Here is a 24,983-nt window from a genome sequence, read left to right on the forward strand (position 1 = left end):
GGGCAGACTGGAACGATGACGTCCGCCGCCTTCGACCTCCGCACGATCGGTGCAGGGTTGTCGTTCGCCGGCGCGCTCGACGACGTCTCCGCGGCGCTGGACGCCTCCACCGCCGTGGTCATCAGCGCCCCGCCCGGCACCGGCAAGACGACCCTGGTCCCGCCGCTGCTCGCATCCCGCACCGAAGGCCGGGTGATCGTGACCCAGCCGCGCCGGGTGGCCGCCCGGGCAGCCGCCCGCCGCCTGGCCCAGCTCGACGGATCCCCGCTGGGCTCCCGCGTCGGCTTCACCGTCCGCGGCGAGCGCGCCGCGAGCGGCGAGACCCGCGTCGAGTTCGTGACCGCGGGCGTCCTGCTGCGCCGGATGCTCGGCGACCCCGGACTCGACGGCGTGGACGCGGTCGTCATCGACGAGGTGCACGAGCGCGCACTCGAGACCGACCTTCTCCTGGGCCTGCTCGGCGAGGTGCGCGAGCTGCGCGACGACCTCACCCTCGTCGCGATGTCGGCGACCCTCGACGCCGCGCGGATCGCGGCCGTGATCTCGGGCACGGACGCCCCGGCGCCGATCGTCGAGCACACCGTCCCCGCTCATCCCCTCACCGAGCTCTGGTCCCCGGGCACCGGCCCGCGCCTGGACGAGCGCGGCGTCACGCGCGGCTTCCTCGACCACGTGGCCCGCACGGCCGCGGCCGCCGCGCGGGATCTGATCCGCGAAGACGGATCCGCCGACGTCCTGGTCTTCGCGCCCGGGGCTCGCGAGGTCTCGGAGATCGCACGCCGGCTCCACGACGAGGCGCGCGGATTCGACGTCCGCGAGCTGCACGGCCGCCTCCCCGCCGCGGAGCAGGATGCGGTGATCCGCGGCCGCCGCGCATCGGATCCGCCCCGCATCGTCGTCACCACCTCCCTCGCGGAGTCGTCGCTGACCGTCCCGGGGGTGCGCCTCGTCGTCGACAGCGGGCTCGCCCGGTTCCCGCAGCGCGACGCGGCCCGCGGGATGAGCGGCCTGGTGACCGCCGGAGCATCGCGCGCCTCGGCGGTGCAGCGCGCAGGCCGCGCCACGCGCCAGGGTCCGGGCACGGTCATCCGCTGCCTCGATGAGCGGACGTTCGCGGCGGCACCGGCACGGCCGGCACCGGAGATCGCGACCGCGGACCTCGTCGACGCCGCGCTCGTGCTGGCCTGCTGGGGCGCCCCGGGAGGCGCCGGCCTCCGGCTGCTCGACCCGCTGCCCGCCGACGCCCTCGCCGACGCGCAGGGCGTGCTGCACGACCTCGGCGCCATCGATGACGACGGCCGGGTCACCGCCGAGGGCCGCGCCCTGGCCCGCATCCCGGTCGACCCGCGCCTCGCCCGCGCCCTGCTCGAGGGCAGCGGGGTCGTCGGCTCCCGGCTCGCGGCCGAGACGGTGGCCCTGCTCAGCGGCGACCTCCGCGTCCCGGACGGCGATGTGGCCGCGGCGATCACGGCACTGCGGAACGGTCGCGGACCGGACGCCCGCCGATGGGAGCAGGAGGCGTCGCGCCTTCAGTGCTTCCTCGCCGACGCCCCCGCGCGGGGCACCATCGACGACGTCGGCCTCGTGATCGCCCTCGCCTTCCCCTCCCGCATCGCGCGGCGGGTCGAGCGCACCGCGGAGGGGGCGACGTTCCTCCTCGCCTCCGGCACGCGGGCGGGGGTCGGCGGACCCCTCGCCGGCGCCGAATGGCTGGCCGTCGCCGACGTCGCGCGCGCGACCGGCCGGGTGGCCGCGGGGTCGGGCGCCGTCATCCGCGCCGCGGCCTCGATCACGGAGGACCAGGTCGACCGCGCCGCCGCCGCCCTGATCACCGACCGCGTCGAGGCGGACCTCGACGGCGCCCGGGTCTCCGCCCGACGCGAGCGCCGAGTCGGAGCGATCGTGCGGGCGACGGCGCCGGTGCGCCCGACGGCCACCGAGGGGCACGACGCGGTGCGCCGGGCGCTCCAGGCGCGGGGGCTCGCGGTGTTCACCTGGTCGGAGCAGGCCGACCAGCTCCGCCGCCGCCTGGCCCTGCTCCACCGCGTGCTCGGTGCCCCGTGGCCCGACGTCTCGGACGCCGCGCTGCTCGCGGGCATCGACGACTGGCTCGGCCCGGAGGTCGACGCGCTCGCGGCCGGCACCCCGACGGCGAAGGTCGAGCTGGCGCCTGCGCTGCGGCGCCTGCTCCCCTGGCCTGCTGCCGCGGAGTTCGACGCGCTCGCCCCCGAGCGCCTGGAGGTGCCGAGCGGATCCCGGATCCGGATCGACTACCCGCCGCACGACGACCCCGATGCCCGCCCCGTGGTCGCGGTGAAGCTGCAGGAGTGCTTCGGGTGGGCCGAGACTCCGCGCCTGGCCGACGGCCGCGTGCCGGTGCTCTTCCACCTGCTCTCCCCCGCGGGACGGCCGCTCGCCGTCACCGGCGATCTGGCGTCGTTCTGGTCGGGCCCCTACGCGCAGGTGCGCGCCGAGATGCGCGGGCGCTACCCGAAGCATCCGTGGCCGGAGGATCCGTGGCAGGCGGCTCCGACCCGTCACGCGAAGAACCGGGCGGAGCGCGAGGCACGCGGCGCGGCGGGGCCCGACCTGCAGCCGAAACGGGAATGAGCGAGGCCCTGAACCGTGCTCAGGGACTTCCCGCGCCCGAGGCGAGACGCGCTTCAGATATGCAGTCTCGGGTAGCGATCGCCGCTGCCCGAGACTGCGTAATTCAGCGGTTAGTTGCCACCGAGGTTGCTAGCGGTGCAGGAGGCAACGGCAAACTGGCCGCTAGCCGTCTGCTCTGACACGACCTTGCCGTCGACAGTGATCTTGCAGCCGATGTCACCACTGTCGGCACCGCCGACCACGCTCACAGAGAAGACATTGGCGTCAAGAAGCCCATCATTCTTGACCGTCAGCGTCTTCGTCCAGGGCAACGCCTGACCTGATGCTGTCGCGGACTGGACAGAGCCGTTGTCCAATGTTGAGTACGTAATGGTCGCACCAGGGATGGTGCCGGTGATCTCATAGACGATCGTCGATTCCCCGCCCACCGGGGCGGACGACGTGCTGTCGGCGCTGGGCTGCGGGGCGGAACTCGGCATCGTGCTCGCGGCGGAATCTACAGCACTGCTTACCGCGCTTGCAAACGCGACCGTGTATACGATCGCAAGCACGATGGAGAGGATGATCGCGACGCCCGAGACGATCGTTCCGGCGACAGCGACGCCCTTGCGTCGGTTCTTCTGCACAAGCGCGATAATGCCGAGGATCAGCCCGACTACGCCGACGACCCACGCGACGTAGTTCAGGAAGGGGATGACCGCACCCACGAGGGCGACGATGCCCAGAATCAGGGCCGCGATACCCAGGCCGCTACCCGTTTTCTGGGGTTCCTGCGGCACAAAAGGCTGCTGCTCGGGCATGATCGGAGGCTGAAAAGTCATGGTTCGCTTCCTGTGTGGGTAAGCCGGGATCTTTACGGGAGATTCAAAGGATATTGAACGCTACCACACAGGTTCGGAGGATTCAGGGCCTGTGGCGGTCGCGAGTGGAAGTCATCCGATCCGTCACGACGTGCGCCGGCGCAGCGTCAGCGGCGCCAGCACGAGGAAGGCCACGGCGAAGGCCGCCACGATCAGCACCGGTCGCCAGAGGTCCCCGTCGTCGGTGCCGGCGGTCACGGCCTGGATCGCGTCGATCGCGTGACTGAGCGGGAGCCAGTCCGAGATCGCGTGCAGCGCGTCCGGCATCTTGTCACGCGGCATGAACAGGCCGCCGAGGATGATCTGCGGGAAGACCAGCACCGGCATGAACTGCACGGCCTGGAACTCCGTCTGCGCGAAGGCGCTCGCGAGCAGCCCCAGAGAGGTGCCGAGCAGCGCGTCGATCACCGCCACCAGACCCAGCTGCCAGAGGGGGCCGTCCACCGTCAGGCCGCACACGTACACCGCGAACGCGACCGTCACCACGGCCTGGATCACCGCCATGAGCCCGAACGCCAGCGCATAGCCGAGCACGAAGTCGGCCTTGCCGAGCGGAGTCGTCATGAGTCGCTCCAGCGTGCCGGAGCGTCGTTCGCGCAGCGTCGTGATCGAGCTCACGAGGAACATCACGATGAACGGGAAGAGCCCGAGGATCGCCCCGCCGAAGGTGTCGAACACGCCCTTCGTGTCGGTGAACAGCCAGGCGAAGAGCCCGACCAGCAGGCTCGGCGCGATCACCATGAGCGCGATCGAGCGCGGATCGTGCCGGAGCTGGGCGAGCACGCGACCCGCCGTCGCGAACAGCCGCCGCCCGTTCATGATCCGACCCTGCGCAGCGACCGGCGCAGCTGCGGATGCGCCGCCGCTTCCGACTCCGCATCCCGCGCGATGAGCACGAGGAAGGCCTGCTCCGGATCCGTCGTTCCGGTGTCGGCGAGCAGCTCCGCCGGAGTCGTGTCCGACACGATCCGCCCCTCGCGCATGAGCAGCAGCCGGTCGCAGCGCAGCGCCTCGTCCATCACGTGACTCGACACGACCAGCGTCGTTCCCGCCTCGGCGATGGCGCGGAACAGATCCCACAGCTCGGCCCGCAGCACCGGATCCAGTCCGACGGTGGGCTCGTCGAGCACCACCAGCTCCGGCGACCCGAGCAGGGCCGCCCCGAGCGACACGCGGTTCGCCTGGCCGCCGCTGAGCGCGGCGACCTGCTGTCCGGCGTACGGGGTCAGCCCGACCAGCTCCATGACACGGTCGGCCTCGGCTCTGCCGACCCCGAGCACCGCGGCGAAGTACCGCAGGTTCTGCCGGACCGTGAGGTCGGCGTACACGGCCGCGCCCTGCGTCCCGTAGGCGACGCGATGGCGCAGTGCGGCGGATCCCGCGGCCTCCCCCAGCACCGTGACGGAGCCGGACTTCACGCGCTGCACGCCGACGATCGAGCGCATCAGGGTCGTCTTCCCGCAGCCCGACGGGCCCAGCAGCCCGGTCACCTCACCGCGGGGGATCGTCAGCGACAGGCCGTCGAAGACGTCGTGCCGGCCGCGCCGCACCCGCAGTCCTTCGATCGCCACCGCGTTATTCATCATGTGATGAATTATGGATCCGACGACTCCGCCGGTCAAGGATCACCTGCGCGCGAAGGGCAGGGTCCCTCAGTCGAACAGGTAGCGCTGCAGGGTCGGTCCGATGCGCGCCACGAGCTCGTCCACGGGGGCATCGGCGATCGGCGGCAGTTTCGCGACGTAGCGGGTGACGATCATCCCCGCGATCTGCGACGCCACCAGGGTCGCGCGCAGGGCGGCGTCGGGGGTGTCCAGCCGCGCGGTGATCCGCCCGATGAGCTCACGCGAGAGGAAGCCGACCAGCGGCGGGGACATCGCCTTCGATCCGATCGCGACGCGGATCAGGGTCACGCCGCGGCGGCGGACGTCGGGGCGCTCGAAGGCCTCGAGCACGTAGCGCACGACGCGCTCGCCGACCTCGTCCCTGGGGCCTTCGAGGATCGCGGGCACGTCGACATCGGGGCGGAGCGGGATCCCGATCACCTCGGCGAAGAGGTCCGCCTTGGTGCCGAAGTAGTGGTGCACGAGGGCCGAGTCCACACCCGCACGCCCCGCGATCGCGCGGATCGTCGCGCCGTCGTAGCCGTTCTCGCCGAACTCGTGCTCGGCGGCGGTCACGATCCTCCCCCGCGACCCGGACTCGCCCTTGGGCCGTCCCCGGCGCCGCATCGTGGTCATGCGTTCATCTCAGCACTCGATGACGTTGACCGCGAGACCGCCCTCGCTCGTCTCCTTGTACTTCGTCGACATGTCCAGCCCGGTCTGGCGCATGGTCTCCACCACGGCGTCGAGCGAGACGTAGTGCTGCCCGTCGCCGCGCAGGGCGAGCCGCGCCGCGGTCACCGCGGTCGACGCGGCGATCGCGTTGCGCTCGATGCAGGGGATCTGCACGAGTCCCCCGATGGGGTCGCAGGTGAGACCCAGGTGGTGCTCCATCGCGATCTCCGCGGCGTTCTCGATCTGGCGGTTGGTGCCGCCCATCACCGCCGTGAGCCCGCCCGCCGCCATCGCGCAGGCGGAGCCGACCTCGGCCTGGCAGCCGCCCTCGGCGCCCGAGATCGACGCGTTCGCCTTGAACAGGGATCCGAGCGCGGTCGCCGTGAGCAGGAACCGGCGGATGCCCCGGCGGCGGTTCGCCTCGGCGAGGGCATCGGGATCCTCGATCGCGCCGACCGCGACGAGCGAGGCCTCCGCGCCGAAGCCGAGCAGCGCGCTGCCGACGAGCTCGCCGTAGGGCGTGACGGCGTTGCCCGCACCCAGCCCGGAGTCGGCGAGGAACCGCCACCAGTACATCGCCACGGCGGGCAGGATCCCGGCGGCGCCGTTGGTGGGCGCTGTCACGACCCGCCCTCCCGCCGCGTTCTCCTCATTCACGGCGAGCGCGAACGCGCCCAGCCACTCGCCGGGCACAGCGGGATGTCCCTCCGCCTCGACCTCGTCGAGCTGCTCGCGGATCGCCCCCGCGCGGCGCTTGACCTTCAGGATCCCCGGCAGCGTGCCCTCGGCGTGCAGTCCCGCGTCGACGCAGGCGGCCATCGTGTTCCAGATCGCGTCGAGCCCGGCCGCGACGTCCTCCTCGCTGCGCAGCGCGGTCTCGTTGCGGCGGGCGAGCTCGGCGATCGTGAGCCCGTTCTCGTCGCACAGCTCCAGCAGCGACGCGGCGTCGCGATAGGCGAACGGGAACGCCGCCTTCTCTAACGCGCGTCCGGACTCCTCGCCGTCGCGACGGATGAACCCGCCGCCGATCGAGTAGTACGTCTCCTGCGCGAGGTGGATCCCGTCGGCGTCGAGCGCGCGCAGCGTCATCGCGTTGGGGTGGCCGGGCAGACGGGTGCGCGGCTCGAAGGTGATGTCGTCCTTCGCGAAGACGATGTCGTGCGTGCCGTTCAGCGCGAGCGAGGATCCGTCGGTCCAGTCCGCCCAGGCGCGGCGCACGTCGGCGGGGTCGCAGGTCTCGGGGGTGAGGCCGCGCAGGCCCGCGACGACCGCGTCGGGCGTACCGTGGCCGAGGCCGGTGGCGCCGAGGGATCCGTAGAGCGAGCAGGTGACCCGCGACACCCGATCCAGCACGCCGTCCGCGGCGAGCCGGGCGGCGAAGTCCACGCCGGCGCGCATCGGCCCCACGGTATGCGAGCTCGAGGGTCCCACACCGATGGAGAACAGATCGAAGGCCGAGACGTACGCAGTCACCCCTCCAGGGTAGTCCGCGCGGCGGCCCCGGTCGCCGTCGACCGACGCGGGAGCGGGACGGATGGCGCCGCCCGCTCCCGCGAGCTCACGCGGCGCGGGCGAGTTCGGAGAGCCGATCGAACAGCGGGCCGGCGGCAGGGATGTCGATGCCGTAGACCACCCCGACGACCATCGTCCAGGAATAGACGAAGTAGTCCCATCCGTCGACCACGCGCAGATCGTCCCTGCGCTGAGATCTCGCATCCGCCAGGAACCGGAGCTCACCGCGATAGTTCATGTCCCACACGACCGCATCGCGCGGGAACGGAGCTACCTCCGACACCGGGGAACCGGGCCGGTCCTTGCCCATACCCGTCGCGTTGACGATGACGGATCCCGAGCCCGCGGAGGCGACCACCCGGTCCGCCTCGGTCGAGGTTCCGGCGACGAGGTACTCCGTGGGGATCGCGAAGCCGATCTCGGCGTGCAGGGAGCGCATCTCGTCCAGCCTCGCCTCCGATCGCGCCGTCACGATCACCCGCGAGGGAACGGGGCGCCCGCTCCGCGCGGCACGGTGCAGTCCCAGGGTGAGTGCGATCGATGCCCCGCCCGCGCCGAGGATGACCAGCTCGCGCGTGCCGTCCCAATATCCCTCTCCGACCAGGGCATCAAGCCCCAGGAGGCTCGTGCGGTCATCGAGGGCCGCCCCGAGCAGGCGGGCTCCATCCTTGTGGATGCAGCTGGTCTCCTTCAGCAGCTCCGCGGCGTCATCGAGCTCGTCGAAGAGATCCCGGGCCGCCGACAGGACATTCAGCTTGTGCGTCGTGATGAGCCCGCCCACCGACTGCGGATCGGCCTTGATCCGCTCGACCGCCTTCCGGTATTCGGCGGCGGGCGCGTCGACCGCGAAGTCCAGTCCGACCAGCTCCGAGTCGATGCCCAGTTCGGCCATCCATCGCGGGAAGATCCTGCGGATCGCCGAAGAGGTGGTGGTCACGCCGAAGAAGGAGAAGGTGGTCGTCATCGGATCATCTCCGAGACGGTGAACGGTGCCCCGAGCACAGGGACGCGCCAGCGCACGTCGTCGACGTCCGCGAGGCGCGAACGGAGCTCTTCCGGGTCGGCCGTGTTGAACTCGAACATGCCCCAGTGGTGGCAGACGAGTGCCGGGATGCCGGCCGCCCTGGTCAGCGCGACGGCCTCGTCGAGGGTGAGGTTGCCGGGAACGCCGTTCCCGTTGCGATGCGCGTCCCGACCGTTCACCGGCAGCAGCGCGAGATCGACGCCGAGCTTCGCGATGAGCTCCTGCTGCCCCGCGTACGGCGCGCAGTCCCCGGAGTGGTAGATGCGCACGCCGCCGATCTCGATCACATAGCCGAGGAACAGGTTCTGCCCATGTCCGTCGACGACGATCTCCTCGTGAGCGGCGGGCACCGCGGTGATCCGGTATCCGGGTGTCGCGAACGACTCCTGCGCGTCGAGTCCGACCAGTCTCGATGCGGGGATGCCACGGCTGACGGCCTTGAGCGCCTCCGAGCGAGGCACGACGAAGAGCGGGTCGGAACTGGACTGCAGGTAGGGGATCGCACCGAGGTCCATGTGATCCGTATGTCCGTGCGTGCACAGGACCGCATCGAGTCCCGCCACGTCCGACGGGTTGACCGGCGGCTCCTGCATGCGCGTGTGCGGGAAGACCTTTCCTCGGTACTTGCCCGCCAGCACATCGCTCAGGTAGGGATCTATAAACAGCAGAGTGTCGCCGTGCCGGATCGCGAAGCCGGCCTGGCCGAGCCACCACAGCACCACGTCCCCGTCGGTGCCCGGCGGATGCGGGAAGCGCGGATCGATCGTGTCGGTCACCATGTCATCTCCGTTCCGGCATCAGACGCCGCCGTCGTAGCGATTCGAGTTGTCGTAGTATCCGCTGGGCACGTAGAGGGTCGGGATCCCCTCCTGCTCGTACATCGCGACGATCTTGCGGTTGTCGTCGGCAGCGAGGGCGGGCTCGTAACCGAGCCTGCGCAGCTGCGCGATCTCGTCGCGCTTGTAGTCGACCGCATGACGGGCCTCGTCGTCCTCCTGGGCCGGGCGGCAGATCAGCATGTCCCAGCGGATGCGGTTCTCCTCCAGCCAGGCGCGCGTCGCCGAGGACACATCGTCGACACGTCCGGTGAGGATGAGTACCGCAAGGCCACCGTCGACCGCTCCCGCAAGCGCGCGGCCCGCGGCGATCACCCCGTCCGCTCCGACGCCGGCGTAGAAGCCGGTCCAGTCCGGCTCATCCTGATGCAGGAAGCGCTGCCGGTGCTCGGCGTCCGCGATCACACCGTCGAGATCGAGGAGCACGACCGGCCCCGTGGGCGGCACCTCCGCGCGCGGATGCCAATTACCGGGAAGCCGCGTACTCATGCGAGCGACTCCCGGGCGATCCGCTCGATGCCTGCGGCATCCAGACCGTAGTGCGCATACAGGTGGGTGGGCGGGGCGATGAGGCTGTACTCGTCTCGGATGCCGTGTCGCACGAGCCGCGCTCCGCCGGGTGTCTCGGCGAGCACTTCCGCCACCGCGGATCCGAGGCCGCCGAGGATGTTGTGCTCCTCGACGGTGAGCACGATGCGGGACCGCGCCGCGGCGCGCACCGCGTCCGCATCGAGCGGCTTGATCGTAGCCATGTCGATGACGCCGACCGAGAGCCCGTCGGCGCGCAGTGCCTCGGCGGCCGCAAGGGACGGATGGACCTGGGTGCCGCAGGCGATGATCGTGATGTCGGAGCCCTCGCCGTGCGTGATGGCGCGCCCGAACTCGAACTCCACGTCCTCTGCGTACACCTGAGGGTCCCGGCCACGACTGATCCGGAAGTAGATGGGTTCCGGCCAGGTAGCGCTCGCCCGGATCGCCGCCCGCAGCTGCGGTCCGTCGGCCGGCGACACGACCGTGAGGCCGGCGAGAGCACGCATCGTGGAGATGTCCTCCGTCGCGTGATGACTGGTGCCGTAGAAGCCCAACGAGATGCCGGTGTGGTGGCCGATGAGGCGTACCGGCAGCTTCGTGTACGCCACGTCCATGCGGATCTGCTCGCAGCACAGGAGGGCGAGGAACGACGCGAAGGTCGCGACGAACGGCATCGTTCCGGCGGTGGCCAGCCCCGCAGCGGCGGACACCATGTTCTGTTCGGAGATACCGAACTGGATGAATCGATCCGGATGCCGCCGCGCGAAGGACACGAGGCCGTTGGAGTACTGCAGGTCCGCTGATCCGGCGACGACCGGATGGCCCTGCTCGACGAGGTCGATGAGACCGGCGGAGAGGTGATCCAAGCCGGGGTTCAGCTCGTTCAGCGCCCGATACTGCCACGACTTCGGGTTCAGGGGAGCACTCATGCGGATTCCCCCCTGATCTCCTCGATCGCACGCTGTGCGTCATCGGGCGCGAGGTATCCGAGATGCCAGCCCGGCTCTGTCTCCATGTAGGCCACTCCTTTGCCCTTCCTCGTGTGCGCGATCACGCAGACCGGGGCCGCATCCGCAGGGCGGTCGCGCAGGTCGAGCAGCAGCGACGCCACCGCGTCGGCATCGTGCCCGTCGATCTCACGCACCTCCCAGCCGAACGCCCGCCATTTGTCGGCGAGGGGCTCGATGCCGATGATGTCGTCGACGGCGCCGTCCAGCTGGTATCCGTTGCGATCGACGATCGCCACGAGGCGACCTGCCCGGTGGTGCGCGGCGGACAGGGCGGCCTCCCAGACCTGCCCCTCCTGCATCTCGCCGTCGCCGAGCATCACGTACGCGAAGAAGTCCCGCTGGTGGAAGCGGCCGCCGAGCACCATGCCGAGCCCGTTGGACAGCGCGTGTCCGATCGAACCGGAGCTGAAGTCGATGCCCGGCACCTTGGTCATGTCGGGGTGGTCTCCGAGAGGGCTGCCCAGTCGGGTGTATCCGTCGAGGAGCTCCTTCGGGAAGAAGCCGAGGTCGGCGAGCACAGGGAAGAGCCCCACAGCCGCATGCCCCTTGCCCATGAGGAAGCGATCCCGATCCGGCCAGTCGGGCCGGGCAGGATCAATGCGCATCACGGCGTAGTAGAGGGCGGCGAAGATCTCAGCGCACGAGAAGACACTGCTGTAGTGCCCCGTTCCCGCGATCTCGATGAGACGGATCGTCTCGGTTCGCACGAATCGTGCACGATCCGCGAGCGACACCGGATCGGATACGGGGGTCTGTGACGACTGCGTCTGCATGCGATCATCCTGTTTGAAGTTTTCTCGCCTGTCAAATTAGACTTCGAAGAAATTTCTACGGTGATTCGGATTCACCTCGAGGAGGCAGGGATGTCAGAAGCACGCAGGCGAGCCGTCATCACGGGCGGGGGAACCGGGATCGGAAAGGCCATCGGCGCATTGATCGCCGCAGACGGCTGGGACGTGCTGGCCGTCGGCCTGGCCGCCGACGAGGAGCTGCCCCCGGGCGTGCGGTTCGCCCGGGCCGACATCACGGACAGCGCCGCACTGCGGTCCGCCGTCGGCGACGAACGGCCGGTGCACGCTCTCGTCACCTGCGCGGCCGTGCTGCGCGATCGCGCAGAGTGGGAGCCTGCCACGTTCTCCTCGGTGCTGGACGTGAACGTCACGGCCGCACTCGCCGCCGCCGAGCTCCTCCGCTCCCACCTGGCGGCCGGACGCGGATCGATCGTGAACTTCGCATCCATGTGGAGCTACTTCGGCACCGCCAACGCTCCCGGGTACGCCGCATCAAAGGGGGCGATCGTGGCCCTCACCCGATCGCAGGCCGTGCGCTATGCCGCCGATGGCGTCCGCGCGAACGCGGTCGTCCCCGGCTGGATCGAGACGCCGATGTCGACGCGCGCCCAGGAGGACCAGGGACGTCGCGCCGCGATCGACGCCAGGATCCCCTTGGGTCGCTGGGGACAGGCCGACGACGTCGCTCGCGCCGTGCGCTTCCTCGTCTCGGAGGACGCCGGCTACATCACCGGCGCACTCCTCAACGTCGACGGCGGCTACTCGATCGCTTGAGAGCCTGTCGAGCGGCCGGCGGGCGACGCGCCCGCCGGCGCCCGCTCGCCGGACCGTTCAGAAGACGACGAGAGTGCGCGCGCCGGTGCCCGCGGCGAGCGCGTCGATTCCGCGGTTGATGTCCGCGAGCGCGATCCTCTCCCCCACGAGCCCTTCGAGCTCGAGGTCGCCGCGCAGATGATCCTCGACGAGCTGGGGGATGTCACGCTGGGGCTCGAGCGATCCGGCGCGCACGCCATGCACGCCCTTCCCCGAGTGCAGATGCGCGGCCGAGAACTCGATGCGGGCCGCGTCGCCGAAAACCCCGATCGCCCATACCGACCCTCCTCGGGCCGTGGCATCCAGCGCGACCTCCACCAGGCCAGGCGCCCCCACCGCTTCGAACACGTGGTCCGCCCCGCCGTCGACGATCTCCCGCACACGGGCGGCCACGTCCGTCACCGCAGAGGCGTCGATCGTGTGGGTGGCACCGAAACGCGCGCGCGCGAGTTCGAGGCGGTGCGCACTGCGGTCGACCGCGATGATCGCGCCGGCGCCCGACAGCGCAGCACCCTGGCACACGTTGAGCCCGACGCCGCCGGCGCCGATCACCGCGACCGCGTCCCCGGGCGCGATCCGCGCGACCTTTCGCGCCGATCCCACTCCGGTCGCCACGGCGCACCCCAGCATCGCCGCCAGATCCAGAGGCATGCGCTCGTCGATCGCCGTGACGGCGTTGCGGTGCAGCACCATCTCCTCGGCGAAACCGGCGACGTTGGTCCACTGATGCACCTCGACCCCGTCGATGCTGAGCCGCGGCTCCTGCCCGGCGCCCCGCATGGTCGCCTCCCGGTCCTGGCACATGGCCGGCTGTCCGGCCCGGCACATGCGGCATCGGCCGCAGAACACGACGAAGCACGCGACCACGTGATCCCCCGCCTGCACGTCGTCCACGGCGGAGCCGACCTCCAGGACGACCCCGGATGCCTCGTGACCGAGGACGATGGGCATGGGGCGGCCGACGAGCCCCTGGATCACATGGAGGTCCGAGTGGCAGATCCCGACGGCGGCGGTCCTCACCCGCACTTCGTCCGGCAGGAGTTCCGCGGGAGTTTCGACCTCCCGCACCTCGAGGGGAGCATGGGGCTCATGGAGTACGGCGGCGCGCATCGTGAATCCTTCGTCGTCAACTAGACCGGTAATCATTTCTAGATTATCATTGTCCGTAGAATTTACTTCGATTCTGCCTCACGAGGAAGTGACCTGAAGATGAGCACGACACACGTCATGGCGCTCGACGCCGGCACGGGAAGCGTCCGCGCGATCCTGTTCGCCGAGGACGGCTCGATAACCCGGATCGCCCAGGCCGAGTTCCCCCAGCACTACCCCGAACCGGGATGGGTCGAACATGACGCGGAAGTCATCTGGGAGACGCAGCTCGACGTGGCGCGGCGGGTGCTCGCCGAGTCCGGCGTCCCCGCGTCCGACATCGCCGCGATCGGCATCACCAATCAGCGCGAGACGGTCGTCGTCTGGGACCCGCAGACCGGCGTGCCGATCCACAATGCACTGGTCTGGCAGGATCGCCGCACCGCGGCCGCCTGCGACGATCTCCGCGACGCCGGGTACGCCGAGCTCATCCGCTCGGCGACCGGGTTGCCGATCGACACCTACTTCTCCGGCACGAAGATCGCCTGGATCCTCGACCATGTCGAAGGAGCCCGGGAGCGCGCCGAACGGGGCGAACTGCTGGCGGGGACGATCGACTCCTGGTTGATCTGGAAGCTCACCGACGGCGCACGGCACGTGACCGACTACTCCAACGCATCGCGGTCGATGTGCTTCAACATCCACGACCTCGACTGGGACGACCGGATCCTCGAGCTGCTGCGCGTGCCGCGCTCGATCCTTCCGGAAGTGCGCCCCTCCAGCGAGGTGTACGGCACCACGGGCGAGACCGCCGGATTCGGAGTCGCGATCCCCGTGGCCTCCGCATCGGGCGACCAGCAGTCCGCGCTCTTCGGGCAGGCCTGCTTCACGCCCGGCTCGGTCAAGGCCACGTACGGGACCGGCGGCTCCGTGATGATGAACACGGGCATCACACCGGTGCTCTCCGACGCGGGCCTGATCACGACGATCGCCTGGGGCCTGGACGGCCGCGTGGAATACGCGCTCGAGGGAGTCTTCTTCGCCGTCGGCGTCGCGATGAAGTGGTTGCGCGACGAACTGCGGATCATCGAGGATCTCTCGGAGTCCGCGGCGATCGCGCAGTCCGTTCCCGACACCGCCGGCGTGTACTTCGTACCCGCGTTCACGGGGCTCGCGTCACCCCACTGGGACCAGTACGCCCGCGCCGGTGTCATGGGCATCACGCCCGGCGCCGGACGGGCGCACATCATCCGCGCGGCACTCGAGTCGATGAGCTACTCCTATCGCGATGTCATCGACGCGATGACGCAGGAGTCCGGCAACCCCTTGCCCGAACTGCGCGTGGACGGCGGCGCAGCCACGAACGACTTCCATCTGCAGTTCCAGGCGGATCAGCTCGGGGTGCCGGTGCAGCGCCCCATCGTCACCGAGTCGACTGCCCGCGGCGCCGCCTTCCTCGCGGGGCTGGCGACCGGCTTCTGGAGCTCCCAGGAACAGCTGCAGGCGTGCATCGAGATCGAACGCACCTTCCTGCCCGCGATGGACGAGGACACCCGGGAGCATCTCTACGCGGGCTGGCGAAAGTCGGTGGAGCGGGCGCGCGACTTCGCCGAGCACTGACCGCTCCGACGCGGGCGGAGAGTGCGCTCAGCGCCTCTCAGCCCGCGTCGGCATGATGGCCGACTGGTAGCTCTCCCGCAGATACGGCTCCGTGTCGTCGAAGAAGCGCGTCGCATAGGTCGCGTAGAGGGTGTCGATGACGAGCAGCTGACCCCACTTCGAGGTGACGGACTCGCCGTAGACGTCCGAGCTCGCCACGGCGCCCGTCGTGAGCAGCAGCGTGTCCGCCAGCTCCGCAAGAGGAGAATCGACGCCCGAGGTGAGGGCCACGATGTGCGCACCGTGGAGGCGCGCGATCTCCACCGCGTTGATCACCGCGCGGGAGTCGCCCGAGTCGCTGATCGCGATCACGACATCTGTCGGCTTGACCGTGGCGGCGCTCATCGCCTGCGCGGAGTGATCCCGGAAGAACGTGCAGCTCTTGCCTGCACGGGTGAAACGGAGCACGGCGCTCTCGGCGACGGTGGCGGAGGAGCCCATCGCTGCGAAGTACAGCGAGCCGGCATCATGGATCCGGTCCACGACGGCGCTCAACGTCTCCGGGTCGATCCTCTCCGCCGTGCGGGTGAGCGCCTCGATGCTGGCGTGCAGCACCTTCTCTGCCACCGCGGCCTGTCCGTCGTCGCGGAGAATGCCCTCGTAGACCCACTCCGAGCTCGCGGCGGCCGCCGGCGCGCGCGAGTAGATCGCCTGGGCGATCCCGAGCCTCAGTTGGTTGTAGCCCTCGAGATCGAGTTCACGCAGGAAGCGCGAGACGGTCGAGTCCGCGACGCCGGCCTTGCCCGCAAGGCCCGTGATCGACATCGACTGCGCACCCTCGGGGTCTGCCAGGATCACCTCGGCCACGCCACGCAGGGCGGGGCTCATCGAGGCAGCCTTCCGCGAGATCTGATGGAGCAGATTGGTCCCCATGGTCTCACCCTTCACGGGTCGATTCTAGGCCGGACCGGCGCCGGGCCACCCGCCGACGCGGGGTCCGGCGCCGATCGGGCGCCGGATCAGTCGAAAAGGACGACCGACTTCATGCCGTTGCCGGAGGCGGACTGCGCCATGGCGGCGTGGATGTCCTCGACGGCGAAGCGATCCGTGATCACCGGAGAGAGGTCGACCTCGGGGGAGGCCGCCATCGCGACCACGTCGGTGTAGTCGCGCACGCTCGATCCCGTGGTGCCGGTGAGGACCTGCTCGCGATAGTGGAGGGCGTTGACATCGATCGGAGGCCGAGCCTGGTCTCCGAGCCCGGAGAACACATTGATCCTCCCGAGCCGTCCGATGAGATCGGTCGCGCCGGCGATCACCTCGGGCTTGGACACGCAGGTGATGACCACATCCGCGCCCTCGCCTCCGGTGATCCGCAGCACCTCATCGCGCAGATCCTGCTCCGAGACGTTGATCGTGATGTCGGCGCCCATGCGTCGCGCGATCTCCAGCCGGGGCTGGCGCGTGTTCGCCACGATCACGGTCTCCACGCCCTGCTGCTTCGCGAGCAGAGCATGGAAGCACCCGATGGGGCCGGCGCCGACGATCACCACGACGTCGTCCGCCTGCACGTCGACCTTGCGCTGGCCGTGCAGGCAGCACGACATCGGCTCGAGGATCGCGGCTTCCTCGAACGACAGCGCATCCGGGATGTGCACGAGGTTGCCTCGCTCGATCGCGGCGGCCGGCACCCGCATGAACTCCTCGAACCCGCCGTCCATGGTGATGCCGAACGCCTCGTAGTCGGGGCAGAGGTTGTTCAATCCGCGACGGCACAGCTTGCAGCGGCCGCACCCGACGTTCGGCACGACGCACACGCGATCACCGACGCCGTACCCGACCACCTGCTCGCCCGCGCTGACGATCTCGCCTGCGATCTCGTGCCCGAGGACGCGATTCTGTCCCGCCGGCAGCCGGAAATGGCCGTGCTTCATGATCCGCAGATCCGTGCCGCAGATGCTCGCCGCGCGTACGCGCAGCAGCACCTCGTCAGCGCCGATCTCGGGCACGGGGATGTCATCGATCTCGATCACGCCGGGGGCGCGGAAGACGGCCGCCTTCATGCGTTCACCCCCGCGGAGAACGAGGCGCCCAGCAATGCGTCGCGCTCTTCACGCGCGGTTGCAGAGACGGCGAACAGAGTCTTGTTCGACCAGTGCGCTCGCTCGACGAGGTCGGTGAACGTCTGCTGGGCGTCCTCGAAGTCGATCACGTGACTCACCAGGTCGGTGGCGACCACATCGCGTCCGAGATGGGCGATGACCATGTCCCATTCGCTCGCGTCGCGCGGCGTGATCTTGGCGTTCCAGGTGCCGTGCAGCACGAGCTCGCGGCGCAGGATCCGCGACACCGTCTCCTTCGGGAGCAGCGCGTCATCGCGCAGATCGCCCAGCAGGACGACGTGCCCGGAGTGCGCCGCGGCCGAGATCGCCTGCAGGAAGGTGAGCGCCAGGCCGCTCGCCTCCACGGCGATGTCCACCCCGCGACCGCCCGTGAGCTCCGCGGCCTGTTCGTCCGTGGGACCCGCCGTCGCGTCGATGGTCTCGAAACCCAACCGCTCTGCGAGTGCGCGCTTGTGCACATCGACGTCCGCCACGAGCACCCGGGTCACCCCCAGCACACGCAGCCACTGCGCGGCGAACATCCCGATCGGACCGGCCCCGATGACGAGGGCCACCGCGTTCGCACCGATCGGCGCTTTGCGCACCGCGTGCAGCGCGACGCCCGCCGGCTCCACCATCGCCCCTTCGAGCGCGCTCTGGTCGTCCCGGAGCGGGAAGAGATTGCGCTCCGGCACCTGGAGGTACTCCTCGAGGCCGCCGTCGCGCCGGGATCCGAAGTAGTCGTACGACGTGCCGAGGGTGTACTCGCCGATCTCGGACATCGGATCGGCAGGGTCGGGGATGCAGGGGAAGACGGCGACCCGCGTGCCCGCCTTGAGTCGTCCGGACGGGGAGTCCTCGACGAGGGTGGCGGACAGCTCGTGGCCGAGCACGAGCGGAAACCCGTACCCCTTTCCCACTCCGAACCGGAGCACATCGGATCCGCAGACGCCGACGGCGTCGACACGGACGAGAGTGGACGCGACGCCCACGGCTTCGGGCATCGGCACGTCTTCGATGCGGATGTCGCGCACCGCGTGCAGGACGGCGGCCTTCATCGTCAGACCTCCATGCCGTAGCGGTGGGCCTTGTGCGTCGGGTACAGCGCGAACGTGGGGATCGTGACGTCCGGGGTGCGGGTGGCGATGTACAGCGCCGCCTCGGCGACGTTCGACACGTCGATGCAACTGGCGGCGATGCCCTCTGCGATCTCCTTCTCGTCGAGCCATCCATCGGTGTATGCGGGCAGGTCGCCGTCGTAGAGACCCTTGTCGATGATCTCGGTCATCGGGGTGCGCACGTGGGACGGGTTGAGCACCGTCACGCCGATGTTCTTGTCGACGCCCTCGAGGAGGATGTTCTTGGAGAACCCGAGCATGCCGTGCTTGCTCGCGCGGTACGGGCTGTGACCGGGGCCGGAGGCCACGCGCGTCGACGAGGACCCCATGTTGATGATGCGCCCACCGCTGGGCTGCTTCTCCATGATGAGGAAGGCCTCACGGCAGCAGAGGAAGACTCCGGTGAGGTTGGGCCCGATGGTCTTGTTCCACTCCTCCAGCGTGACCTGGGTGACCGGCGGCGCCAGCGAGTCGCGGCCGGCGCTGTTGACGAGCACGTCGAGGCGCCCCCAGCGGTCGACGGTCTCGGCGAAGAAGCGACGCACATCGTCCTCCGAGACGACATCGCCCACGGTGCCGACGACGTCACCGCCGCGCTCGCGGATGTCGGCGACGACCTCGTCGAGCCGAGCTGCGTCGATGTCGATCATCGCGACCCGCGCGCCATTGGCGGCGTACTCGCGGGCGACGGCCTCGCCGATGCCGGAGGCGGCGCCGGTGATCAGCGCGACCTTTCCGACAAGCGCGTCGCCGGGGCGGGGAAGGTAGTCGGGCACCATGGGGTGCTCCTCTCGTTGGTGTGAGGTTGTTTCCGAGGAGAGTATTACTCTAACAGAAATTTCTTCTTTTTCGATGAAGGATAGGGAAAATCCCTCGATGCGCCGAGATGGCCGCCCTGGAGGGCGGCCATCTCGGTCAACCTCCGGTGCCGGCGATCAGCGCCAGGCGATGAGAACCTTGCCGAGCGACTCGCCGCCGTCGACCGCAGCGAAGGCCGCCGCCGCGTCGTCCGAGGGGAAGGGGGTCGTGAGCAGGCGGCGCAGATCCGGCAGGCGACGCACCGCTCGGAAGATCTCGGGGATCTCGTAGCGCTTGAAGATCCACGTGCCGGCGATCCGCACCTCCTTTCGGATCAGATCGACGCCGGGGTCGAACTCCATCGAGCTGTTCGATCCGATCAGGAGTACGGTGCCGTGCGCGCGCACCGCCTGCACGGCCTGCTTCTGCGCACGCGCATTGGCGGAGCACTCGATCACGACCTCGGCTCCCTCGCCCTCCGTGATGCCGCGGATCGTCGACACCGGATCCTGCTGCACCGGATCGATGACCGCGTCGGCGCCGAGCTCCTGCGCGAACGCGCGCCGTGCCCCGATCGGATCCACGCCGATGACCCGGCAGCCGGCTGCGACCGCCGCGATCACGACGCAGAGCCCGACCGCGCCGAGTCCCGTCACGACCACACGGTCCCCCGCGCGTGCACCGCTCTTGCGGAGGCCCGCGATCGCCGTGCCGAAGTTGCAGGCCACGAGCGCCGCCATCGCGTCGTCGATGTCGTCGGGCAGCGGCACGAGCGACGCATCGGGCGCGACCAGCCATTGCGCGTCGGCACCGTGCCGATGGTTTCCGAGCGTCTGACGGTGGGAGCAGAACATCGGCTCGCCGGCGGCACAGTGAGCGCAGCGACCCTCGCCGCTGTGGTGGTAGACCATCACCCGCGTGCCGGCGGGCACTCCCCCGGCGACCCCACGATGCACGACGCCCACCGGTTCGTGCCCGGGGACGATCTCCGCACGCCGCCCCAGCGCATCCGGCGTGGAGCGGTAGTGCGGAAGGTCGCTGCCGCAGACGGCGGACATCGTGATCCGCACGAGCGCCTCGTCCGGGCCGGGGGCCGGCACATCGAGATCGACGAGCTCGACGGCGCGATCGCCGAGAAGACGGATGCCGCGCATCCGCAGAGGGAGCTCACCCCCGAGGGCATCCGTGGTCACGATCAGCCCTGATCGACGACGCGGTAGCCCGTGTGGTCCGGGTTGGGCACCAGCGCCCACCCGTCGCCGTCCGCGACCACGATGTTCTTCATCCCGCCGGCGTCCGAGATCACGGCGTAGTCCTGCCCCGCATCGGCCGCATAGCAGAACAGCGTGACGAACGGCTCGTCGCCCACGTTCACACTGCGGTGGACCCAGTGCCCCGGCACGTCCACGGCCTTGCCCGGGGTGAGCTCGATCGCCGAGCTCTGCCCGTCGAGCGTGTCCATCAGCATCACGCCGCGCCCGCTGAGGCAGTAGTAGAGCTCCGCACGATCCGAGACCGCGTGCAGATGTCCGCGGGTGAGCGCGAACTCGTCACCCATGCGTCCGGGCAGCACAGTGCTGGTGCCGACGATCAGAGCACCGGGGCCCTCCTGATAACGGTGATCGTCCACCCAGTACTCGAGACGATCGGCGCCGTGCTCGGAGACAGCAGCCTCCCATGCGGCGCCGTCACGGTAGACGCCCTCCATATCTCCGAGGCGCTTCTCGTAGCGGCGGCTGCGGCCGGTGATGCCGCCGCCCTGTGCGATCTCCAACAGGACGGGCGTGTCGACGACGGGGGTGATGCTCACGACTGGTCTCCTTCATGTAGTGGGACTACAAGTTTAGAGAAGATTTCGCGAATTCGGCAAGACTCGACTCGTGAATGCCGCGGTTTTCTGTAGTTCTACAGAGTTTTTGCTCTTCTGAGCAACGCAGATGAAGCACGAAGAGGGGCGGTCCACCGGACCGCCCCTCTTCGTGCTCCGCACTCCCGGAGGATGCGCTCAGTCGGCGGGCAGCGCCCCCGTCATCACGCCCACGAGGTCGTTCATCGACTGATCCGCCGGAGTCCGCAGCGCGATGCGCCGCCCGAGACGGTGAATGTGGATGTGATCCGAGATCTCGTACACCGAGGGGATGTCGTGGCTGATGAGCACGACCGAGCGACCGGCGTCCCGGATGCTGCGGATGAGGTCCAGCACGCCCTTCGTCTCCCGCACGCCGAGCGCCGCGGTCGGCTCGTCCATGATCACGACGTTGGTGCCGAAGATCGCCGCACGGGCGACCGCGACCGTCTGCCGCTGACCGCCCGAAAGCGTCTCGACCCGCTGAGTGATCGACTGGAGCGTCGAGATGCCGAGATCGTCGAGGCTCTGCTGAGCGTGCTTCTGCATCGCTCGGGAGTCCAGCATCCGCAGCACCGATCCGAGTCCGCCGGAGAATCGCTTCTCGCGGCCGAGGTAGAGATTGGAGGCGATGTCGAGGTCCGGCACCATGGCGAGATCCTGATACACCGTCTCGATCCCGGCGCGCTGCGCGTCCTTCGGGCTCTTGAACGCGACCTCGGCGCCGTTGAGGTAGATCTGCCCGGCATCGGGGATCACGTCCCCGGAGAGCACCTTGATCAGCGAGGACTTGCCCGCGCCGTTGTCTCCGATCACCGACAGGATCTCGCCGCGACGCAGCTCGAAGTCGCTGTCGCGCACCGCGACGACGTGCCCATACTGCTTGCGGATGCCCACCGCCCTGAGCACGACATCGTGCGGCGCACCGCTCGCGGCCACAGCCGTCTCGCCCCGCAGGGCGTTCATGTCAGGCAAGTCGCTCCACCTTCCGTGTGAACTGGTCCAGGGCCACGGCGCCGATGACGAGCGCACCGGTGAGCACCTGCTGGTACAGCGGATCCAGGCCCATCTGCGTGAGACCGGACTGCAGGACGAGCACGATCAGCGTCCCGAAGTAGCTGCCGATCACCGTTCCCCGGCCTCCGAACAACGACGTGCCGCCGATGACGACCGCACTGATGGTGTCGAGGTTCGCCGTTCCGAAGACGTTCGCCGATGTCGCCGGGCTGCGGCCGAAGGCCTGCCAGGCGGCCAGGCCGTAGAGCAGTCCGGCGACGAGGTAGACCACGAGCAGAACACGACGCACGTTGATACCGGTCCGACGCGCGGCGGTCGGGTTGCCGCCGACGGCGTAGACATGCCGACCCCAGGCGGTCCTGGTGAGCGCGAAGTGCAGCACGAGCACCGCGGCGATCACCACGAAGACGCCGACCGTGATCTGGAAGACCCCGAACAGGTATCCGCCGGTACCGAGCACCGTGAGGATGCCCTGCGGCACCACGAGGGTCTGCTGCGAATACAGCCGAGCGCCCGCGGTGAGCATGGTGTACATGCCGAGCGTGACGATGAACGCCGGCAGGAGGAACCGCGCGACCAGGAGACCGGAGAGGAAGGCCAGCAGACCGCACAGCAGGAATCCGCACAGCAGGATCAGGATCTGCATCCCGGCGGGCTGCCCCTGCGCGAGCTTGGCCATGACGAGGGCGCCGACGACCAGGATCGCCCCATTGGCGAGGTCGATCCCCGCGGTGAGGATGATCAGCGTCTGACCGAGCGCGAGGGTGCCGATGACGACCGACTGCTGCAGGATCACGGAGAAGTTCTGCGCGCTGAGGAAGGTGCTCGTCGTGAACGAGAAGATCACGACGAGCACGAGAAGGGCGGCGAGGGGACCGAAGAACGGATTGCGCGCGGCGAGTGCGAGCACCTTCACACCGGCGCCGCTCTTGGGCGGCGCCGGCACGCGGATGCCCGCGGTGTCCTCCGAGAAACCCTGCGCGTCCGCCGCGCCGCGCGGAGCGCGGCGGACACGCGAATCGGACGTCGTCATTTGGTGCCCCAGCAGTTGGCCTCGCCCCAGGCCGTGTCCTTGGATTCCACCCCGTCGACCGCATTGTCCGTGATGAGCGTCGTGCCGGTGTCGACGTAACCGGACGCGGGCATCTCGGGCTTCGTGCCGTCCTTGATGTACTTGACGGCGGCCTGGATCGACATCTCGGCCATCCGGGCCGGGAACTGCATGACGGTTGCGGTGAACTGCCCGTTCTTGACCGACGCGACGCCGGCGCATCCGCCGTCGATCGAGCCGAGCAGGATCGAGTTCGTCTTCCCGGCGTCGGCGATCGCGGTCGCGCCGCCGGTCCCGGCCGGCTCGTTGATGCTGTACACGACGTTGATGCCCGGGGCCTTCTGCAGCATGTTCTCCATGACCTGCTGGCCCTGACTCTGGTCGCCACCGGTATCCTGGGCGCCGACGATCTCGGGGCTGCCCTCCTTCACGCCGAATCCGTCGAGGAAGCCGTTGCGACGCTGGTCGCCGACGCTCACGCCCCGGTGGTAGTCGAGCAGGGCGATCTGCGGCGCCTGTCCGGCGAAGTCCTTGCCGAACGCCGCCTTGACGTACTTGCCGAGCAGGACACCGCCCTGGTAGTTGTCGGTCGCCCAGGTGCCGTACACCGCCTTGTTGCCATCGACCTGGGTGTCCACGGCGAAGGTCGCGACCCCTTGCTTCTGCGCCGCCTCGAGCGCCGGGATGATCGCAGCACTGTCGTTGGGGTCGACGATGATGGCCTTCGCACCACTGGTGATCATGTTCTGGATCGCCGAGACCTGGCTGTCGATGTCGCCGTCGTTCTTGCCCGCAGCGGTGATCAGCGTGACACCCTGCTTCTTCGCCTCCGCCTCCGCCTTCTGCTGCATGAACACCCAGAAGGGGTTCGAGTTGGTCTTGACGATGAAGCCGATCTTGATCTCGCCCGCTGCCCCCGTTCCCGTCGAGCCGACGGGCTCGGACGTGCAGGCGGACATGGTGATGGCTGCGAGGGCGATCGCTCCGATCGCGGCGGCGGTTCTCGCCGCCCTGCGGGTGACGCGCATGTGAACTCCTTCTCCGTTGACGAGTGTCGGCGTGCCTCAACGGTCGGGTCCCTTGCCCTCACCATCGTGGTCAACGTCATGAATGTAGCAGGACTACATGATTTGGGTCAATAGAAGCGGATTGACCACGTTTCAGGCGAACCTTGTCGTCTCACCGTAGTCAGGCAACATTCTGACGGCGGGACGGGTGCCCCGCACGCTGCACCGCACGGATGTTCTCGATGCTCGCCGCTCGCTCTGGCGCAGTCCGCCACTCCGGATCGTGGCCCGCTCCGTGACCTAGAAGACGGTCCGGACGATGCCGCCGTCTGCACGCAGCGCCGCACCGTTGAACGCGGAGGAAGCATCGCTCACGAGGAACGTGACGATCTGCGCGATCTCATCAGGGTCGATGAGGCGCCCGAGGAGGGACGTCGGCCGATTCTGCGCCATGAAGCGCTGCTCGGCCTGCTCATATCCGTCGTCCGGATAGAGCTCTTGGACCAGCGCGGCCACGCCGTCGGTGCGGGAGGAACCGGGCAGGAGGGAGTTGACGGTCACCCGCGTGTCCTTGGTCGTCTCCGCGAAGCTCCGCGAGATCGACAACTCCATCGTCTTCGTCGCACTGTAATGCGGCAGCTCCAGGGAGGGCATGACGGCCGCCTCGCTCGCGATGAAGAGCACCCTGCCGCGGTCGCGCTCGAGCATCCCCGGCAAGTAGTGCCGGGTGACCCGGATGCCGGAGAGGATGTTGATCTCGAACAGGCGCAGCCAGTCTTCGTCCGTGGACTCGAGGATGCTCTGCGACTCATAGACGCCGAGGTTGTTGATGAGGATGTCGACGTCGGGAAGCTGTCCGATGACGTGCGCACAGCCCTCACGAGTGCCGCAGTCGCCGACGACGCCGCGGACATCCGCATGAGGATCCTCTGCGCGGATCAGGTCGATTGCGGCCTGAACCGATGTATCGGTTCGCCCGTTGATGTGGACGCTGGCACCCTCCGCCGCCAGGGCTCGAGCCATCTCGAGCCCCAGGCCGCCTGTGGCGGCGGTGACGAGCGCGGTACGTCCGGTGAGCCGGAGGTCCATC

Annotated in this window: 24 protein-coding genes; 3 read left to right on the forward strand and 21 right to left on the reverse strand. The window is 69.3% G+C overall.

Annotated features, from left to right (window positions below):
• The first annotated feature begins 15 nt into the window (after positions 1–15).
• A complete protein-coding gene (gene hrpB, locus J8G10_RS02730; RefSeq protein ID WP_251439050.1) occupies positions 16–2,610 on the forward strand; it encodes an ATP-dependent helicase HrpB in 2,595 nt (864 codons plus the stop codon).
• 110 nt (positions 2,611–2,720) lie between these two features.
• Here the strand turns inward: hrpB and J8G10_RS02735 are convergent, their stop codons facing one another.
• The 10 genes from J8G10_RS02735 to J8G10_RS02780 all read right to left on the reverse strand — a co-directional run bounded on the left by J8G10_RS02735 (position 2,721) and on the right by J8G10_RS02780 (position 11,435).
• Positions 2,721–3,410: an MmpS family transport accessory protein gene (locus J8G10_RS02735; RefSeq protein ID WP_251439052.1), complete on the reverse strand. Its 690-nt coding sequence runs from the start codon at positions 3,408–3,410 to the stop codon at positions 2,721–2,723.
• A gap of 144 nt (positions 3,411–3,554) precedes the next feature.
• The gene (locus J8G10_RS02740) at positions 3,555–4,289 is read right to left on the reverse strand and encodes an ABC transporter permease (RefSeq protein ID WP_251439054.1); all 735 of its coding nucleotides are present in this window, start codon (positions 4,287–4,289) and stop codon (positions 3,555–3,557) included.
• The gene (locus tag J8G10_RS02745) at positions 4,286–5,056 is read right to left on the reverse strand and encodes an ABC transporter ATP-binding protein (protein WP_251439056.1); all 771 of its coding nucleotides are present in this window, start codon (positions 5,054–5,056) and stop codon (positions 4,286–4,288) included. Before J8G10_RS02745 ends, J8G10_RS02740 begins: the two co-directional genes overlap by 4 nt.
• A gap of 66 nt (positions 5,057–5,122) precedes the next feature.
• Entirely contained in the window at positions 5,123–5,710 is a 588-nt protein-coding gene (locus J8G10_RS02750) for a TetR family transcriptional regulator (protein WP_251439057.1), read from the reverse strand.
• A gap of 9 nt (positions 5,711–5,719) precedes the next feature.
• Positions 5,720–7,222, reverse strand: coding sequence for an L-serine ammonia-lyase, iron-sulfur-dependent, subunit alpha (locus J8G10_RS02755; protein WP_251439059.1), 1,503 nt, complete (start codon positions 7,220–7,222; stop codon positions 5,720–5,722).
• Between the two features lie 85 nt (positions 7,223–7,307).
• The gene (locus J8G10_RS02760) at positions 7,308–8,225 is read right to left on the reverse strand and encodes a shikimate dehydrogenase (RefSeq protein ID WP_251439061.1); all 918 of its coding nucleotides are present in this window, start codon (positions 8,223–8,225) and stop codon (positions 7,308–7,310) included.
• Entirely contained in the window at positions 8,222–9,064 is an 843-nt protein-coding gene (locus J8G10_RS02765; protein WP_251439062.1) for an MBL fold metallo-hydrolase, read from the reverse strand. The genes J8G10_RS02760 and J8G10_RS02765 overlap by 4 nt, the downstream gene beginning before the upstream one ends.
• Positions 9,065–9,082: 18 nt before the next feature.
• Positions 9,083–9,610 (reverse strand): hypothetical protein, encoded by a 528-nt coding sequence (locus tag J8G10_RS02770; RefSeq protein WP_251439064.1) that lies wholly within the window; start codon positions 9,608–9,610, stop codon positions 9,083–9,085.
• On the reverse strand, positions 9,607–10,581 hold the full coding sequence (locus J8G10_RS02775; RefSeq protein WP_251439066.1) for a transketolase family protein: 975 nt from the start codon (positions 10,579–10,581) through the stop codon (positions 9,607–9,609). Before J8G10_RS02775 ends, J8G10_RS02770 begins: the two co-directional genes overlap by 4 nt.
• Complete coding sequence (locus J8G10_RS02780; RefSeq protein ID WP_251439067.1) at positions 10,578–11,435, reverse strand: transketolase; 858 nt, start codon at positions 11,433–11,435, stop codon at positions 10,578–10,580. The genes J8G10_RS02775 and J8G10_RS02780 overlap by 4 nt, the downstream gene beginning before the upstream one ends.
• A 90-nt stretch (positions 11,436–11,525) precedes the next feature.
• On the opposite strand from J8G10_RS02780, the gene J8G10_RS02785 reads away from it, so the two are divergent.
• Positions 11,526–12,227 carry an SDR family NAD(P)-dependent oxidoreductase gene (locus tag J8G10_RS02785; protein ID WP_251439069.1) on the forward strand — a complete coding sequence of 234 codons (702 nt, stop codon included), beginning with the start codon at positions 11,526–11,528 and terminating at the stop codon, positions 12,225–12,227.
• Between the two features lie 57 nt (positions 12,228–12,284).
• Here J8G10_RS02785 and J8G10_RS02790 read toward each other — a convergent pair whose 3' ends face one another.
• Positions 12,285–13,376: a zinc-binding dehydrogenase gene (locus tag J8G10_RS02790; RefSeq protein ID WP_251439071.1), complete on the reverse strand. Its 1,092-nt coding sequence runs from the start codon at positions 13,374–13,376 to the stop codon at positions 12,285–12,287.
• A gap of 99 nt (positions 13,377–13,475) precedes the next feature.
• On the opposite strand from J8G10_RS02790, the gene glpK reads away from it, so the two are divergent.
• A complete protein-coding gene (gene glpK, locus J8G10_RS02795; protein WP_251439072.1) occupies positions 13,476–14,975 on the forward strand; it encodes a glycerol kinase GlpK in 1,500 nt (499 codons plus the stop codon).
• A gap of 27 nt (positions 14,976–15,002) precedes the next feature.
• Here glpK and J8G10_RS02800 read toward each other — a convergent pair whose 3' ends face one another.
• The 10 genes from J8G10_RS02800 to J8G10_RS02845 all read right to left on the reverse strand — a co-directional run bounded on the left by J8G10_RS02800 (position 15,003) and on the right by J8G10_RS02845 (position 24,982).
• Positions 15,003–15,902, reverse strand: a complete 900-nt coding sequence (locus J8G10_RS02800) for a MurR/RpiR family transcriptional regulator (protein WP_251439074.1) — start codon at positions 15,900–15,902, stop codon at positions 15,003–15,005.
• A gap of 71 nt (positions 15,903–15,973) precedes the next feature.
• On the reverse strand, positions 15,974–17,017 hold the full coding sequence (locus J8G10_RS02805; protein WP_251439076.1) for a zinc-dependent dehydrogenase: 1,044 nt from the start codon (positions 17,015–17,017) through the stop codon (positions 15,974–15,976).
• Entirely contained in the window at positions 17,014–18,114 is a 1,101-nt protein-coding gene (locus tag J8G10_RS02810; RefSeq protein WP_251439078.1) for a galactitol-1-phosphate 5-dehydrogenase, read from the reverse strand. The genes J8G10_RS02805 and J8G10_RS02810 overlap by 4 nt, the downstream gene beginning before the upstream one ends.
• 2 nt (positions 18,115–18,116) lie before the next feature.
• Positions 18,117–18,953 (reverse strand): SDR family oxidoreductase, encoded by an 837-nt coding sequence (locus tag J8G10_RS02815; RefSeq protein ID WP_251439080.1) that lies wholly within the window; start codon positions 18,951–18,953, stop codon positions 18,117–18,119.
• 156 nt (positions 18,954–19,109) lie between these two features.
• Positions 19,110–20,165: a zinc-binding dehydrogenase gene (locus J8G10_RS02820; RefSeq protein ID WP_251439081.1), complete on the reverse strand. Its 1,056-nt coding sequence runs from the start codon at positions 20,163–20,165 to the stop codon at positions 19,110–19,112.
• A gap of 2 nt (positions 20,166–20,167) precedes the next feature.
• Complete coding sequence (locus J8G10_RS02825; RefSeq protein WP_251439083.1) at positions 20,168–20,782, reverse strand: glucose-6-phosphate isomerase family protein; 615 nt, start codon at positions 20,780–20,782, stop codon at positions 20,168–20,170.
• Between the two features lie 195 nt (positions 20,783–20,977).
• On the reverse strand, positions 20,978–21,784 hold the full coding sequence (locus tag J8G10_RS02830; RefSeq protein ID WP_251439383.1) for an ATP-binding cassette domain-containing protein: 807 nt from the start codon (positions 21,782–21,784) through the stop codon (positions 20,978–20,980).
• A 1-nt stretch (position 21,785) separates the two neighbouring features.
• On the reverse strand, positions 21,786–22,868 hold the full coding sequence (locus J8G10_RS02835; RefSeq protein ID WP_251439085.1) for an ABC transporter permease: 1,083 nt from the start codon (positions 22,866–22,868) through the stop codon (positions 21,786–21,788).
• Positions 22,865–23,914, reverse strand: coding sequence for a substrate-binding domain-containing protein (locus J8G10_RS02840; RefSeq protein ID WP_251439087.1), 1,050 nt, complete (start codon positions 23,912–23,914; stop codon positions 22,865–22,867). Before J8G10_RS02840 ends, J8G10_RS02835 begins: the two co-directional genes overlap by 4 nt.
• A gap of 279 nt (positions 23,915–24,193) precedes the next feature.
• The gene (locus J8G10_RS02845; RefSeq protein ID WP_251439089.1) at positions 24,194–24,982 is read right to left on the reverse strand and encodes an SDR family NAD(P)-dependent oxidoreductase; all 789 of its coding nucleotides are present in this window, start codon (positions 24,980–24,982) and stop codon (positions 24,194–24,196) included.
• Position 24,983: the final 1 nt, after the last annotated feature.

It is taken from the genome of Microbacterium sp. USTB-Y, assembly GCF_023703415.1.
In the GTDB taxonomy this organism is placed as follows: Bacteria; Actinomycetota; Actinomycetes; order Actinomycetales; family Microbacteriaceae; genus Microbacterium.

Coding starts and splice junctions, on each gene's coding strand:
- J8G10_RS02815 (WP_251439080.1), bottom strand. CDS start 18,953: ATGGTGCCCGACTACCTTCCCCGCCCCGGCGACGCGCTTGTCGGAAAG.
- J8G10_RS02845 (WP_251439089.1), bottom strand. CDS start 24,982: ATGGACCTCCGGCTCACCGGACGTACCGCGCTCGTCACCGCCGCCACA.
- J8G10_RS02810 (WP_251439078.1), bottom strand. CDS start 18,114: ATGAAGGCCGCCGTCCTGCACGCGGTGCGCGACATCCGCATCGAAGAC.
- J8G10_RS02805 (WP_251439076.1), bottom strand. CDS start 17,017: ATGAAGGCGGCCGTCTTCCGCGCCCCCGGCGTGATCGAGATCGATGAC.
- J8G10_RS02740 (WP_251439054.1), bottom strand. CDS start 4,289: ATGAACGGGCGGCGGCTGTTCGCGACGGCGGGTCGCGTGCTCGCCCAG.
- J8G10_RS02775 (WP_251439066.1), bottom strand. CDS start 10,581: ATGAGTGCTCCCCTGAACCCGAAGTCGTGGCAGTATCGGGCGCTGAAC.
- J8G10_RS02790 (WP_251439071.1), bottom strand. CDS start 13,376: ATGCGCGCCGCCGTACTCCATGAGCCCCATGCTCCCCTCGAGGTGCGG.
- J8G10_RS02840 (WP_251439087.1), bottom strand. CDS start 23,914: ATGCGCGTCACCCGCAGGGCGGCGAGAACCGCCGCCGCGATCGGAGCG.
- J8G10_RS02780 (WP_251439067.1), bottom strand. CDS start 11,435: ATGCAGACGCAGTCGTCACAGACCCCCGTATCCGATCCGGTGTCGCTC.
- J8G10_RS02835 (WP_251439085.1), bottom strand. CDS start 22,868: ATGACGACGTCCGATTCGCGTGTCCGCCGCGCTCCGCGCGGCGCGGCG.
- J8G10_RS02785 (WP_251439069.1), top strand. CDS start 11,526: ATGTCAGAAGCACGCAGGCGAGCCGTCATCACGGGCGGGGGAACCGGG.
- J8G10_RS02760 (WP_251439061.1), bottom strand. CDS start 8,225: ATGACGACCACCTTCTCCTTCTTCGGCGTGACCACCACCTCTTCGGCG.
- J8G10_RS02770 (WP_251439064.1), bottom strand. CDS start 9,610: ATGAGTACGCGGCTTCCCGGTAATTGGCATCCGCGCGCGGAGGTGCCG.
- glpK (WP_251439072.1), top strand. CDS start 13,476: ATGAGCACGACACACGTCATGGCGCTCGACGCCGGCACGGGAAGCGTC.
- J8G10_RS02765 (WP_251439062.1), bottom strand. CDS start 9,064: ATGGTGACCGACACGATCGATCCGCGCTTCCCGCATCCGCCGGGCACC.
- hrpB (WP_251439050.1), top strand. CDS start 16: ATGACGTCCGCCGCCTTCGACCTCCGCACGATCGGTGCAGGGTTGTCG.
- J8G10_RS02830 (WP_251439383.1), bottom strand. CDS start 21,784: ATGAACGCCCTGCGGGGCGAGACGGCTGTGGCCGCGAGCGGTGCGCCG.
- J8G10_RS02735 (WP_251439052.1), bottom strand. CDS start 3,410: ATGCCCGAGCAGCAGCCTTTTGTGCCGCAGGAACCCCAGAAAACGGGT.
- J8G10_RS02745 (WP_251439056.1), bottom strand. CDS start 5,056: ATGATGAATAACGCGGTGGCGATCGAAGGACTGCGGGTGCGGCGCGGC.
- J8G10_RS02750 (WP_251439057.1), bottom strand. CDS start 5,710: ATGACCACGATGCGGCGCCGGGGACGGCCCAAGGGCGAGTCCGGGTCG.